Here is a 13,679-nt window from a genome sequence, read left to right as displayed (position 1 = left end):
GGACGGCGCCGCCCGGCGCCCCCGCCCGGTACCCATCCGCCAGCGGCCGGGGTCCGATGCTCACCGGCCCCCGGCCGCCGACTCCCCGGAGCGTCATGGACGATCACGCCGCGAAGCCGGTCATCGCCTTCGTCCCGCCGTCGGGTTGCGGTGCCGGCTACTTCCGCCCCCTGCGGCGGGCGCTCGGAGACCGCGTCGACTTCCGTGCCCTGGAACTCCCGGGCCACGGGAAGCGGTTCGAGGAACCGCGCGTGACCGACGCCGCCGCTGCGGTACGGGACCTGGCCGGCCGCATCGACGGGCCGGTCGACGCCGTGTACGGGGAGAGCCTCGGCGCGTACGCGGGGCTGGCGCTGGCGGCGGAGCTTCCCCAGGCCGACCCGCCGGTCCTGCTGGCCGTGTCCAACACCCCGCCATCGGTACGGGAGTCCCCGCGCTCCTGGAGGACGTCCGGCCCGGCGGAGGCGGTCGCCATGCTGACGGCGATGGGCGGCGAGGTACCGGCCGAGGTCATGGCCGACCCGGTCCTGTCCGCCCGGGCCTTTCCCCTCATCCGGGACGACCTGCTCCTGTCCGGCTCCTTCGTCGAGGCGCTGCGCACCACACGCTGCGCGGGGGACATCCGGGTCGTCGCCGGAAGCGAGGACGCCTCGACCGGCCGGCTCGGCGCCTGGGCCCGGCACACGACGGGCCGGTGCTCCGTCGTGACCCTGCCGGGCGGGCATCTGCTCTCCGCGGCGAATCCGTCCGCCGTCGCAGGGGCCGTCCTCAACGCCCTGGCGGGCGGAACCGGGGAATCGGCCCCGGCTTCCGGCGCCGCCCTCCCCACCCCTCAAGCTAAGGAATCGACATGGTGACATCGCTCGCGGGCGGGCCGGTGCCGGGGATCAGCCATCACCAGATGCTGGTCTTCCTTCTGCAGTTCGCGGTGCTCCTGACCTCGGCCGTCGTGCTCGGGCGGGTGGCCATGCGGCTGCGGATGCCGGCGGTGGTGGGCGAGCTCGCCGCGGGCGTCCTGCTCGGCCCCTCGGTCTTCGCGAACCTGATGCCCGGCCTCTCCGGCTGGCTGCTGCCCCGCGACCCGTCCCAGACGCACCTGCTGAGCGCGGTGGCACAGCTCGGTGTGCTGCTGCTGGTCGCCGTGACCGGCGCGCACATCGACCTGAACCTGTTCCGCCGCAGGGGCCGGACCATCGGGTACGTCAGCGCCGGCAGCGTGCTGCTGCCGCTGGCGCTCGGCATCGGCCTCGGCGTCGTGGTGCCGGCCGCACTGATGGGCCCGGACACGGACCGCACGACCTTCGCCCTGTTCATGGGGATCGCCGTGGCGATCAGTGCCCTCCCGGTGATCGCCAAGACGCTGCTGGACATGCGTCTGCTGCACCGCGATGTCGGCCAGTTGATCGTCGGTTCCGCCGCCGTGAGCGACATCGTGGGCTGGCTGCTGCTCTCGATCGTGTCGGCCATGGCGGCGACCGGGGTGGAGCTCGGACCGGTGGTCAGGACCGTCGCCTATCTGATCGCCGTACTGGCCTTCACCGCAGTCGTGGGGCGGCCGCTGGCCCGTCTGATCCTCGCGCGCGCCGGCAGCGAGAAGCACCCCGAGAGCGGCATCGCGGTCATCGTCGTCATGATCATCGCGTCGGCGGCGGGCACGCACGCGCTCGGGATGGAGCCGATCCTCGGTACGTTCCTCTGCGGCCTCGTCATCGGATCGCTCGGCCCGGCGGGCCGCAAGCCGCTGAGCGCCGCACGCCCCTTCGTCATGTCCGTCCTCGCTCCGCTGTTCTTCGCGACAGCGGGCCTGCAGGTCGACCTGGGGGCCCTGGCCCGGCCCGAGGTGTTCCTGGCCGGCGTGGTCATCCTGGCGGTCGCCGTCGTCTCCAAACTGGTCGGCGGGTACGCCGGGGCCCGGATGGGGCGGCTCAGCCACGGCGAGGCACTGGCCATCGGCGCCGGTCTCAACGCGCGCGGCGTGGTGGAGATCGTGCTGGCCACGGTCGGTCTCCAGCTCGGTGTGCTGACCACGGCCTCCTACACGGTGATCATCCTGGTCGCCGTGGTCACCTCGATGATGGCCCCGCCGATGCTTCGCTACGCGACCCGCAGCATCCCCACGACCTCGGCCGAGATCGAACGGGAGCGGGAGTTCAGCGCGGCCTGAGACCCTCCCGGGGAGCCCGGCACCGCCGGGCTCCCTTCCGCGTGCCCACGACGTGACCGCACACCCCACGACGCGTGAGGGAGCCGGTGTCCGCAGGACACCGGCTCCCTCACGCGTGCTCCGGGCGGGCCCGGTCAGGGGCGTGCGGGAGGGGCCGTCCGGCGCGGCGGATCGGGCAGACTCGCATGATCGAGCTTGCCGTTGGGTGCCAGCGGCAGACGGTCCAGGGTCACGAATGCCCCCGGGATCATGTAACCGGGCAGCCGGTCGGCCACGTGGCGGCGCAGGGTGCGCGGCGTCGGCGCGGTTGCCGGGCCGCCGTCGGCGGGGGCGGCCGGGACGATGTACGCGACGAGCCGGCTGCCGCCGGACGCCGGATCGGGCCGCAGGGCGACAGCGGCATGCGCGACACCGGGGTGGCCGGTGAGCGCGGCCTCGATCTCCGCGGGCTCGATCCGGAATCCTCTCAGCTTCATCTGGCCGTCTCGGCGGCCGAGATGCTCCAGCTGCCACTCGGCGTTCCACCGGGCCATGTCACCCGTGCGGTACATACGCGCCCCGGGCGCGCCGAAGGGATCGGCGACGAACCGCTCCGCGGTCGCGCCGGGCCGGCCCGCATAGCCCCGGGCCACCGAGCCCGCGACGTACAGCTCCCCCGTCGTCCCCGGCGGGACCGGGACGAGCCCGGGACCGAGCACATAGGCGCGCATGTTGCCGATCGGACGACCGATCGGCACCCCCGCGCCCTCCCAGCCGTCCGGGACGGTACAGGTCGTGGCGTAGAAACTCTCCGTCTGGCCGTAGGCGTTGACGATCGCCGCTCCGGGGACGGCCTCGCGTACCTGGCGCACGAGCTCGGGCGGCAGCCGCTCCCCCGCGAACATGAGGGTGTCGGCGTGCAGCCTGCCGCTCACCTGGCCGAGCAGCTCGGCGAACACCGAGGGGACGGTGTGCAGCACGCCGCCGCTCCAGCCCCCGCGTTCCGCGATCACGAGCACGTCGCGCACCACCTCGACCGTGGCACCGGTGCTCAGGGCCGTGAACACCTCGAAGACCGAGACGTCGAAGTTGACCGAAGTCCCGGCGAGCATCCTGGTACCGGGCCCGGAGCCCGCGACCTCCGCCAGCCCGCACACACCGTTGACTATGTTCGCGTGGGTCAGGGCGACGCCCTTGGGGGTGCCGGTCGACCCGGAGGTGTACATCACGTAGGCGAGCCGGTCCGGCTGCGGCGGGGCGGGCAGCTCCGTGCCGTCCCCCGGATCCGGCGCCTCCGGCTCGTCCAGCAGGAACACGGGCACGGTGTGCGCGGGCAGTTCCGTCGCCGTCGCCGTGTCGGTGAGGAGCAGGCCGGGGCCGGCGTCGTCCAGGAGGTGGCGGAGCCGCTCGGCGGGGTAACGGGGGTCGATGGGCAGGTACGCGGCGCCCGCTCGCATGACGGCGAGCAGGGCGACGACCAGGTCGGCGGAGCGCGGCAGCGCGAGTGCGACGACCGATTCCGGCGTGGCACCGGCGCGCACCAGGCGGCGGGCCAGCCGGTCGGCCCGGGAGCAGAGCCGGCGATAGGTCAGCTGTGCGTCATCGCAGACCACGGCGACCGCGTCCGGGGTCCGGCGGGCCTGCCGTGCCACGAGTTCGGGCACCGACACGGCCGGTCTGGGAGCCGCGGTGTCGAGCAGTTCGACGAGGAGCCGCCGGTGCTCGGCCGGTTCCAGGACGTCAAGGCGGTCCACGGGGATGCCGGGGTTCCTGGTTGCCTGCCCGAGGACCGCGAGGAAGCGGCGGGCCAGGGCAGCCACGGTGGTGGAGTCGAACAGAGCCGCGTCGTACTCGATCTCTCCCGGCTCGGGGGCGGTGCCGGCGGGTGCGTCCGCGGAGAACCTCAGGACGAGATCGCACGATGCCGCCGGCTCCGCCACGAAGCGTTCCTCGGTGACGGTCAGCCCCGGCAGGTGGCCGTCGCCGGGCCATCGCGGCCGGCCCGGGCCGGTGTCCAGCATCACCTGGAAGAGGGGGTGATGGGCGGGCGGCAGTTCGGGCAGGAGCGCCTCGGCGAGGATCGCGAACGGCACCTGGGCGTGCTTCGCCGCGGTCAGAGTACGTTCGCGCACCCTGTCCAGCAGCTGGGTGAAGGCGGGGCTGCCGGACAGATCGGCCCGCAGCACCCAGGTCCCGGCGCCGTCCGCCGAACGGGTGCCGATCGGCACGTCGCTCCCGCTGCCGAGCTGGTGCAGGAGGGCGGCGAGCGCCGCCTGGAGCACCGTCGTCACGCTCGTGCCGCGGTCCGCCGCCAGCCCGCGGACATCCTCGTACAGCGCGGCGTCCGGCTCCAGCGGCACGACACCCCGGCGGCGGCCGCCGGCCGCCGTGCGTGCCCGGTCGACGGGCAGCGGCAACGGCGCGGGCACTCCGGCGAGTTCGGCCCGCCAGTGGGCCGCCTCGTCGGCGAGGACCTCGGGGACCACCGGCTCGGCGACAGCCGGCTCCTGGCCGGCGCCCCGCGCCCCGTCCCATCGGGGCGCCCCGCCCGACCGGCGGGCGGCCAGGGCGGTGGCCAGATCCCGTACCAACCGGGTCGCGTACGGTCCGCCGGCTACGGAAGGGTGGAGTCCCAGCAGCAGCACGTGCCTGTCGGGCCCGGTGCGCAGGACCGCGGCGCGGGCGGGCGGGCCGCCCCGGGCGCCGGCACCGACGGCGGCGAAGTCCCGTACGGCCGTGGGCACTTCGCCGGGCGTCACGTCCAGGACCTGAACCGCGGCGTCCACCGGGTCCGGAACCCTGCCGTCCCGGGCCGGCAGGGTGTGGTGCGCCACGACATCGCCGAAGGCCGTCCGCAGGTCGTCCGTGCGGAGGCGTCCGGTCAGGCGCCACGCCAGCACCTGTCTGCGGGCCGCCGGCGTTGCGGCGGACCGGGGGCGGGGCTGCGCCGAGGACCGCGGGTTCATACGTGCCGTCTCCTCCTGAGCCTGGTTCGTCATCGCGCGTCAGGTTCGCCGCAGGAGGCGCCGGGCGCCCCTCCCGTCCGCGCCGGGAAGGGCCCCAGGGAACGCCCCGCAGGGGTGAGCAGGTCCGCGGCGATGTCGCGGACGGCACCGCAGCCGCTGAGGGTGAGTGCCAGGTCCAGTTCGGCCAGCAGGCACCGCAGGACGTGGTGGACGCCCCGCTCCCCGTCGAGTGCCAGGCCGTACTGGTAGGGCCTGCCGTAGAGGACGGCGTCGGCACCGAGGGCTAGGGCCTTGACCACGTCGCTTCCGGTGCGTACTCCGGAGTCCATCAGCACCGGAACGCGGTCCCCCACGGCGGCGCGCACCGCCGGCAGGGCGTCCAGCGCCGCGACGCTGCCGTCGAGCTGGCGCCCTCCGTGGTTGGACACCACGATGCCGTCCGCGCCGCGGTCGAGGGCCAGGCGCGCGTCGTCCGGGTGCAGGATGCCCTTGACCAGGATGGGAAGCCGGGTCAGCCGCCGCAGCCAGGGCAGCCGGTCCCAGGTGAGGCCCGGGTTGGCGGAGATGGCCGCCCAGTGGCGGACGACGTCCGCGGGGCCGGAGTTCTCGGGCAGCGCGGCCCGGAACACCGGATCCGCGGTGAAGTTGGCGAGACCCGCGCCCTGGACGAAGGGCAGGTAGCCGTGGTCGAGGTCGGCCGGACGGTAGCCGAAGGCGGGGTTGTCGACGGTGAGCACCAGGGCGGAGTAGCCGCTCGCCTCGGCCCTGCGCACGAGCGACTCGGCCAGCTCGAGGTCCGAGGGCCAGTACAGCTGGAACCAGCGCGGCCCCGGGCCTGCCGCGCCGGCGACCTCCTCCATGCTGTGGCACGAGAAGCCGGAAAGGACGAACGACACCTCCGCGCGGGCGGCGCCGCGGACGGCCGCGAGTTCTCCTTCGGGATGCATCACGGTCTGCGCGGCCACCGGCGCGAGGAGCACCGGGGCCGCCAGGCGCTGTCCGAACAGGGACACCGACAGGTCGCGCGAGGTGACGCCGCGCAGCATCCTGGGCAGGAGGCTCCAGCGGTCGAACGCCGCCCGGTTGGCGCGGGCCGTCGTGCCGGTGCCCGCGTTTCCCGCGACGTAGCCGTAGGCGTTCGGGGCGAGGACGTCGCGGGCTGCGGCGTCGAGCGCGGTCAGGTCGGTGGAGGGACGTTCCGCGGCGGCCGCGGGCCCGGCCAGGTAGATCTCGCGGACCAGGTCGGCGGGGGCGGTCGGCTTCTCGGAGGTCCCGGCCTCCGCCCGGCCGGAGGTGGTCATCCGGCGCAGCAGCAGAGCGGCGGTCGTCGCGGCGTGCTCCGTCAGGGCGAAGTGGCCGCCGTCGATGGTCTCGACGTCGTAGGCGCTGCTGGTGTGCCGGTCCCACTCCCCCATCTGGGCCAGGGTGTTCTTCGGGTCTCCGGCTGCCAGGAGCACCGTGACGGGTGTCCGCAGGGCCGTGTCCCGGGCGCATCGGTAGCGGCGCAGCGGGCGGTGATCGGCCCGCAGCACCCGCAGTACCTCGTCGAGGCTGTCGGGGTCGCGCAGCAGGGCCTCGGGGACGCCGCCGAGCCTGCGGAGCCCGGAGACGAGCTCGTCGTCGCCCAGACCGTCGAGGTCCGGCTCCTCCCAGTCCTGGGCCGGCGGCCGGGCCGCCGATACGAACAGCCTCGCCACCGCTCCGTGTTCCTCCAGCAGGCGTGCGGTCTCGAAGGCGACGAGGGCCCCCATGCTGTGGCCGAGGAGGTACAGGGGCCGCCCGTCGTCCGGCTCCAGTGCCCCGGCCACTCCCTCGGCGAGGGCCGCTATGTCCGCGGCGCACGGTTCGCCCCGGCGGTCCTGCCTTCCGGGGTACTGCACGGCGAGCAGTTGGACGTGTTCGGGCAGGGCGGCGGACAGCGGGGCGAAGGTGTTCGCCGCGCCGCCCGCGTGCGGGAAGCAGACGAGCCGCGCGGAGCTGTCGCGCCGGGTGTGGAACGCCCGTGTCCAGCGGTCGTCCCGCAGTGACGCACCGGCCGGGGAGGCGGTGCGCAGTGCCCCGCCGGCCGTGGCGCCGGCTGAGTTCTGGGTCATGACAACGGGCTCCCGTCCTCGGTGGTGATGGCCAGCTGATCGAGCAGGCGGCGCAGGCGGTCGCCCACTGCGGCTTGCTCGGTGTGCGTGAGGGTGCTCTCCCCGAGCGCGGACTCGAGTCTGGCGACCTCCTCGAGGACGGACGGGGCCGCCGCATCGTGCGTGCCGGGTCCGCCGGCGGGCGGCATGAGCTCCCGGAGGTGGGCGACGAGGTCGTCCGGCGTCGGCCAGTCGAAGACGAACGTGGCGGGCAGCCGTACCCCTGTCGCGGTCGCGAGGCGGTTGCGCAGTTCCACGGCGGTCAGCGAGTCGAAGCCGATCTGGTCGAAGACGCTGTCCGGGGCGACGGCGCTGTCCGAGGCGTGGCCGAGTACGCCGGCAACCTCGTGCAGCACCAGGTCCATCAGCGCGTCGCCCGTGTGCGGCGCCTCGGGGGCGGGGCTTTCGGAGGTCCTGCCGGTCCCGGAGCGCGTCGCGACGGGTACCAGCGTCTCCAGCAGCGGGGGCAGGGCCCCGTTGCGGCTCTGCTCGGCAAGGCCCTCGGCGTCCCACCGTACGGCCACGGCCACCGGGCGGTCGCGGCGGACCGCCGCGTCCAGCAGGTCCAGTCCCGTGCCGGCCGGCAGGGGGCGTACGCCGAGCCGGGCCATGCGGGCCACTCCGGTCGCGTCGAGGCCGCTCCCCATGCCGCCCGTGGTGTCCCACAGGCCCCAGACCACGGAGACACCGGGCCGTCCGGCGGCGCGCCGGCGTTCCATCAGGCCGTCGAGGAACGCGTTGCCGGCGGCGTATCCGCCCTGGCCCGCCGATCCCAGGGTTCCGGCCAGGGAGGAGTACGAAACGAACGCGGACAGGTCCAGACCGGCGGTCAGTTCGTGCAGGTTCACCGCCGCGTCGACCTTGGGCCGCAGAGCCCGGTCGAGCTTCTCCGGCGTGAGCGCGGTCAGTACGCCGTCGTCGAGGACGCCTGCCGCATGCACCACCCCGCCGATGCGGACGCCGTCGTCGGCCAGGGTCTCCAGGGCCGCGGACAGGGCGGCCCGGTCGGCGGCGTCGCAGGAGACCGTGCGGACGTCCGCGCCGAGTTCCCGGAGGGCGGCGATCTCCCGCGCGGCGTCCTCGGAGGGTGTGCCGCGGCCCATGAGCACCAGCCGGCGTACGCCGTGCGCGGTTGCCAGGTGACGTGAGGTCAGCAGGCCGAGCCAGCCGAGGCCGCCGGTGATCAGCACGGCCCGGGTGGTGTCCCAGAGCTCGTCCGGCGACGGGAGCTCCAGGACCACCTTGCCGATGTGCCGGGCTTCCGCCAGGTGGCGGAAGGCGTCGGGTGCGCTGCGGACGTCCCATGCCGCCACGGGCGGCGGCCGGAGCTCACCCCGCTCGAACAGGCCGAGCAGGGTGAGCAGCATGGCCTGGATGCGGTCAGGTCCGGGATCTCGGACGTCGTAGGCGAGGTAGTCGACACCGGGGTGTTCCCGGGCCACGGCATCGCGGTCGCGGCGGTCGGTCTTTCCCATCTCGAGGAAGCGTCCGCCGCGCGGCAGCAGGCGCAGGGAGGCGTCGGCGAACTCCCCGGACAGGGAGTTGAGCACGACGTCGACGCCCTTGCCCCCGGTCCGCTTCAGGAACAGCTGCTCGAACCCGAGCGTGCGGGACGAGGCGATACGGTCGTCCGCCAGGCCGGTGCCCCGCAGGGCGTCCCACTTCCCGGGGCTCGCCGTGGTGTACGCCTCGGCGCCCAGGTGGCGGGCGATCTGGAGGGCGGCTGTGCCGACGCCGCCGGCGCCCGCGTGCACCAGGACCGACTCACCGGCACGCAGTCCGGCGAGGTCCACCAGTCCGTAGTAGGCGGTCAGGTAGGTGACGGGGACCGCGGCCGCCTGACGGTACGACCAGCCCTCGGGGATCGGGCAGACCAGGCGCCGGTCGGTCACCGTGGTGGGGCCGATGCCCGAGAACAGGCCGAGCACCCGGTCGCCGGGGCTGAGGTCCGTGACGCCGGGCCCGACCTCCACGACCACGCCCGCGCCCTCGCCGCCCTGACCGCTGCCTGCGGCGTCGGGGTCGACCGAGGGCGGGATGACCCCGAGCGCGAGCAGGACGTCGCGGAAGTTCAGCCCGGCGGCGCGCATCCGGACCCGGATGCGGCCGGGCGCCAGCGGCTCGCCCGCCTGCGGCCAGGGCTCCATCGTGAGGTTGGCGAACGACTCCTTGGCCACGTAGTCGAGCCGCCAGTCCGGCTCCCCGGCCGGCGGCTTCAGCGTCGCGGTGGGGGCGGCCGGGGTGAGGCCGGGACGGTGGGCGGTGCCGCCGCGAAGAGCCAGCTGGGCCTCGCCGGTGCGCAGGGCTCCGGCGAGGACGGTGGCGAGGGCCGCCCGGGAGGCGTCCGTCCCGTCCTCGTCGAGGAGGACGAAGCGTCCGGGCTGTTCGGCCTGCGCCGCACCCATCAGGCCCCAGGCGGCGCGGTGCGCGGACCGGTCCGCGGGCCGCTCCCCGAGCACGGTGACGGCCTGGCGCGTGAGCACCACGAGTCGGGTGCCGGACAGGCGTTCGTGGGAGAGCAGGAACCGTGCTGCGTCGAGGACCTGACGCAGCACCGCGCGTACGCCCTCCGCCTCCGTCCCGGCACCGGGTGCCCGGCACGGCAGCAGGAGGACGTCGGGCACCGGGCCCCCGGCGGCGAGGGCTGCGGCGAGGCCGTCCTGGTCGCGGTGGACACGGACGTCAGCGCCGGCCGGCACGTCCCGCTCGTCCCCGATCAGTGCCCAGCGCCCGGTCACCGGCGCGGCGAGCGGTTCGGCCAGGGCCGTCCAGGACGGGAGCAGGAGGCCGTCGCGCTCCTCGTCCCGGCCCGCTCCGGCGGGAAGGGGGCGTAGGGCGAGCGAGGCGACCGTCGCGACGGGGCTGCCGTCGGTGCCGGTGACGAGGAGGGAGACCGCGTTGGGCCCCACGGGGGTCAGGCGGACCCGCACCCGTTCGGCCGCTGTGTGCACCCGTACGCCGGACCACGCGTACGGCAGCTGGGCGCCGGTGCCTTCGAGGAGGCCCCCGAGCGCGATCGGGTGGAGGGCTGCGTCGAGGAGGGCCGGGTCCAGGGTGTGGACGCCACCGGCCGCGGCGTTCGCCGTCGGCAGCGCGACCTCGGCGTAGATCTCCTTTCCGCGCCGCCACACGGCTTCGGCGCCGCGGAAACGGGGCCCGTAGTGCAGCCCGTCCGCGGACAGCCCGGCGTAGAGGCTGTCGAGGGTGACGGGCTCGGCGCCGGGCGGGGGCCATTCGGCGGTGGCTTCGGCGTCGTCGTCGGGGCCGCCCGGGGAGACCGTGCCCCGGGCGTGGCAGGTCCAGTCCTCCGTGGCGCCGGCGTCCGCCCGGCGGGCGTGGACGGTGATCTCCCGGGCGCCGGCGTCCCCGGGGCCGCCGACGAGGACCCGAAGCTGGATGTCGGCGTCCTCGGGGACGACGAGCGGCGAGGCCAGAACGAGTTCCTCCACGCGGTCGCAGCCGGTCTCCCGGCCCGCGCGCACGGCGAGGTCGAGCAGCGCGGTGCCGGGGACGAGGACCTGGCCCGCCACCTGGTGATCGGCCAGCCATGGGTGCGTGGTGAGGCCGAGCAGCCCGGTGAGCAGGGTGGCCGCGGTCTCCGGTACGTCCGCGACGGCGGTGAGCACGGCGTGGTCGAGGCCGGTGAGCCCTGCCGCCCGCACGTCCCCGGTCCGCGGCGGGCGTTCGATCCAGTGGACGTCGCGCTGGAAGGCGTAGGTGGGCAGGGCGGTCCGGGCCGCTCCCCGGCCGGCGAACACGGCTTCCCAGTCGACGACGGTGCCGCAGACGTGCAGCCGGGCCAGTGCGTCCAGGACGGCGGTCGTCTCGGGCCGGCGGCGCCGCAACGCCGGGACGAGCGTGTGCCGCCGGCCGCCGGCGGTGTCCTCGGCGAGGCAGTCGTCCGCCATGGCGGTGAGGTCGCCGGCGGGCCCCACTTCGAGGAAGCGGGTGCAGTCGAGATCGGCCAGCGCGTGCACACCGTCCCGGAAGCGGACCGGGCTGGACGCGTGGCGGATCCAGTACTCGGGATCGGCAAGTGTGCCGGGCCCGGCCGGCCGGCCGGTCAGGTCCGAGACGACGGTCAGCTCGGGCTCGTGGAAGGTCAGTCCCTTCACCACGGTGCGCAGTTCGTCGAGCGCGGGATCCATCAGGGGGGAGTGGAACGCGTGGCTGACGGGCAGCCAGGTGGCCTTCCCGCCGTCCGTTTCGAATGCGGCCACGACGTCAACCAGTTCGGCGCGGTCTCCCGAGAGCACGGTGGACGCGGGACCGTTGACGGCGGCGACCGCGACCCGGTCCGTACGGCCCCGGATCAGCTCGGCGGCACGTTCCTCGCCGGCCCGGAGAGCCACCATGGCTCCTCCGGGGGGAAGTTGCTGCATGATCCTGCCGCGGGCGACCACCAGGTCCGCGGCGTCGGGCAGGGAGAGCACACCCGCGGCGTGGACGGCGGCCACGGCGCCGACCGAGTGCCCGAGGACCGCGTCGGGCCGCACCCCCCACGAGGCCAGGAGCCGGAACAGCGCGACCTCGAAGGCGAAGAGGGCCGGCTGCGTGTACTCGGTGCGGTCCAGCAGCGCGGCCTTTGCGGATTCCTCCGCGGCGAACAGCACCTCGCGCAGCGGGCGCGGCAGACGGCTGTCGAGCTCGGCACAGACGGAATCGAACGCCTCGGCGAACGCCGGGAAGGCCCGGTGGAGTTCGCGGCCCATGCCGAGCCGCTGGGCGCCCTGGCCGGCGAAGAGGAACGCGGTCCGTCCCTCGGCCGCCCTGCCCCGTACAGCGGGGGCGTCGTCCGCACCGGCCGACAGTGCGCGCAGGCCGGCGATCAGCCCGTCGCCGTCGTCGGGGAGGAGGACCGCGCGGTGTTCGAGGTGACCCCGGGTGGTCGCCAGCGAGAAGCCGAGGTCGAGCAGCCGGGCCGGCTGTTCGGTGATCCGGCCGAGCAGCCGGGCTGCCTGGGCCCTGAGCGCGGTCCCGCTGTGCGCGGACAGCACCACCGGCACGGCGGGCAACCGCGGCGCCGCGGCGGCGGGCGGGGCGGGCGGCGTCGCGGGCGCCTCCTCCAGAACCACGTGGGCGTTGGCACCGCTGATGCCGAAGGAGGAGACGGCTGCCCGGCGCGGACGCCCGTGGCGGGCCCAGGGCCGTGCCTCGGTCAGCAGATCCAGCGATCCCGCCGACCAGTCGACGTGGGGGGTCGGCTCGTCCGCGTGCAGCGTCCTCGGCAGGATGCCGTGGCGCATCGCCATGACCATCTTGATGACGCCGCCGACACCCGCGGCACTCTGCGAATGACCGATGTTCGACTTGAGCGATCCCAGGTACAGCGGCCGGTCCGCCGGGCGGGACGCACCGTAGGTGGCCAGCAGTGCCCGTGCCTCGATCGGGTCGCCGAGCGAGGTACCGGTGCCGTGCGCCTCGACGGTGTCGACCTCGTCGGCGGCCACTTGGGCGGCGGCGAGCGCCTGACGGACGACCAGTTCCTGCGCCGGGCCGCTGGGGGCCGTCAGCCCGTTGCTGTCGCCGTTCTGGTTGACGGCGGAGCCACGCACGACGGCGAGCACGGGGTGGCCGAGGCGGACGGCGTCCTCCAGCCGCTCCAGAAGGAGGAGCCCCGCTCCCTCCGCCCACCCCGTGCCGTCGGCGGACGCGGCGAACGACTTGCACCGACCGTCGCGGGCCAGGCCGCGCTGACGGCTGAACTCCACGAACGGCATGGGCGTCGCCATCACGGTGGCTCCCCCGGCCAGGGCCAGCGTGCACTCCTCGCGGCGCAGCGAGGCGCAGGCGAGGTGCAGGGCGACCAGCGACGAGGAGCAGGCCGTGTCCACGGTGAGGGCCGGGCCCCGCAGGCCGAACGTGTAGGCGATGCGCCCGGAGGCGACGCTGCCGGCGCTGCCCAGTCCGAGGTAACCCTCGAACTCCGGCGGTGCGGGGGACAGCCGGGAGCCGTAGTCGTCGTACATGGTGCCGACGAACACACCCGTGCGGCTTCCGCGCACCGCCGCCGGGGCGACGCCCGCGTCCTCGAACGCCTCCCAGGCGGTCTCCAGCAGCAGTCGGTGCTGCGGGTCCATCGCGTGGGCCTCACGGGGCGACACGCCGAAGAACTCGGCGTCGAAACGCGTGGCGTCCCGGACGAAGCCGCCCTGGTCGACGTAGGAGGTGCCCGGGACGTCCGGGTCCGGGTCGTGGAGGGCGGACAGATCCCAGCCGCGGTCGGCGGGGAATGGCCCGACCGCGTCCACCTCGTCGGCGACCAGCCGCCACAGGTCGTCCGGAGAGGCGACGCCGCCCGGGTAGCGGCAGGCCATGCCGACGATGGCGATCGGTCCGTTCTCGCGTCCGGCCCGGCGGGCGTCCGCCGTCCGTAGCCGCTCGTTCTCCTTCAACGCCGCCCGCAGCGCGTCGACGACTTGATCAGGGGATGTGGCC

The 13,679-nt window shown here is 74.9% G+C and carries 4 protein-coding genes and 2 pseudogenes; 2 read left to right on the top strand and 4 right to left on the bottom strand.

All coding sequences use genetic code 11. The annotated features are described in order from the left end of the window. Positions 1-95: 95 nt before the first annotated feature. On the top strand, positions 96-857 hold the full coding sequence (locus ACIQMX_RS27470) for an alpha/beta fold hydrolase (protein ID WP_363077769.1): 762 nt from the start codon (positions 96-98) through the stop codon (positions 855-857). Continuing rightward, the gene (locus ACIQMX_RS27465; protein WP_402481959.1) at positions 851-2,164 is read left to right on the top strand and encodes a cation:proton antiporter; all 1,314 of its coding nucleotides are present in this window, start codon (positions 851-853) and stop codon (positions 2,162-2,164) included. The genes ACIQMX_RS27470 and ACIQMX_RS27465 overlap by 7 nt, the downstream gene beginning before the upstream one ends. A gap of 134 nt (positions 2,165-2,298) precedes the next feature. On the opposite strand, the gene ACIQMX_RS27460 is transcribed toward ACIQMX_RS27465, so the two are convergent. The 4 genes and pseudogenes from ACIQMX_RS27460 to ACIQMX_RS27445 all read right to left on the bottom strand — a co-directional run. Further along, positions 2,299-5,142, bottom strand: coding sequence for an amino acid adenylation domain-containing protein (locus ACIQMX_RS27460; protein WP_402481957.1), 2,844 nt, complete (start codon positions 5,140-5,142; stop codon positions 2,299-2,301). Beyond that, positions 5,139-6,410 carry an alpha-hydroxy-acid oxidizing protein gene (locus tag ACIQMX_RS27455; RefSeq protein ID WP_402482391.1) on the bottom strand — a complete coding sequence of 424 codons (1,272 nt, stop codon included), beginning with the start codon at positions 6,408-6,410 and terminating at the stop codon, positions 5,139-5,141. The genes ACIQMX_RS27460 and ACIQMX_RS27455 overlap by 4 nt, the downstream gene beginning before the upstream one ends. A gap of 42 nt (positions 6,411-6,452) precedes the next feature. Then, positions 6,453-7,202, bottom strand: a pseudogene (locus tag ACIQMX_RS27450) (thioesterase II family protein); the annotation flags it as partial. Continuing rightward, a pseudogene (locus ACIQMX_RS27445) lies at positions 7,199-13,672 on the bottom strand (SDR family NAD(P)-dependent oxidoreductase); the annotation flags it as partial. The pseudogenes ACIQMX_RS27450 and ACIQMX_RS27445, both read right to left, overlap by 4 nt. Between the last annotated feature and the right edge of the window lie 7 nt (positions 13,673-13,679).

This window comes from Streptomyces sp. NPDC091416, from assembly GCF_044756845.1.
In the GTDB taxonomy this organism is placed as follows: domain Bacteria; phylum Actinomycetota; class Actinomycetes; order Streptomycetales; family Streptomycetaceae; genus Streptomyces.
Note: the sequence above shows the minus strand (reverse complement) of the source record. Positions and strands in the feature narration are given on the sequence as shown.

Excerpts from the sequence above, each read along its gene's own strand:
- ACIQMX_RS27470 (WP_363077769.1), top strand. The coding sequence starts at position 96 with ATGGACGATCACGCCGCGAAGCCGGTCATCGCCTTCGTCCCGCCGTCG.
- ACIQMX_RS27465 (WP_402481959.1), top strand. The coding sequence starts at position 851 with ATGGTGACATCGCTCGCGGGCGGGCCGGTGCCGGGGATCAGCCATCAC.
- ACIQMX_RS27460 (WP_402481957.1), bottom strand. The coding sequence starts at position 5,142 with ATGACGAACCAGGCTCAGGAGGAGACGGCACGTATGAACCCGCGGTCC.
- ACIQMX_RS27455 (WP_402482391.1), bottom strand. The coding sequence starts at position 6,410 with ATGACCACCTCCGGCCGGGCGGAGGCCGGGACCTCCGAGAAGCCGACC.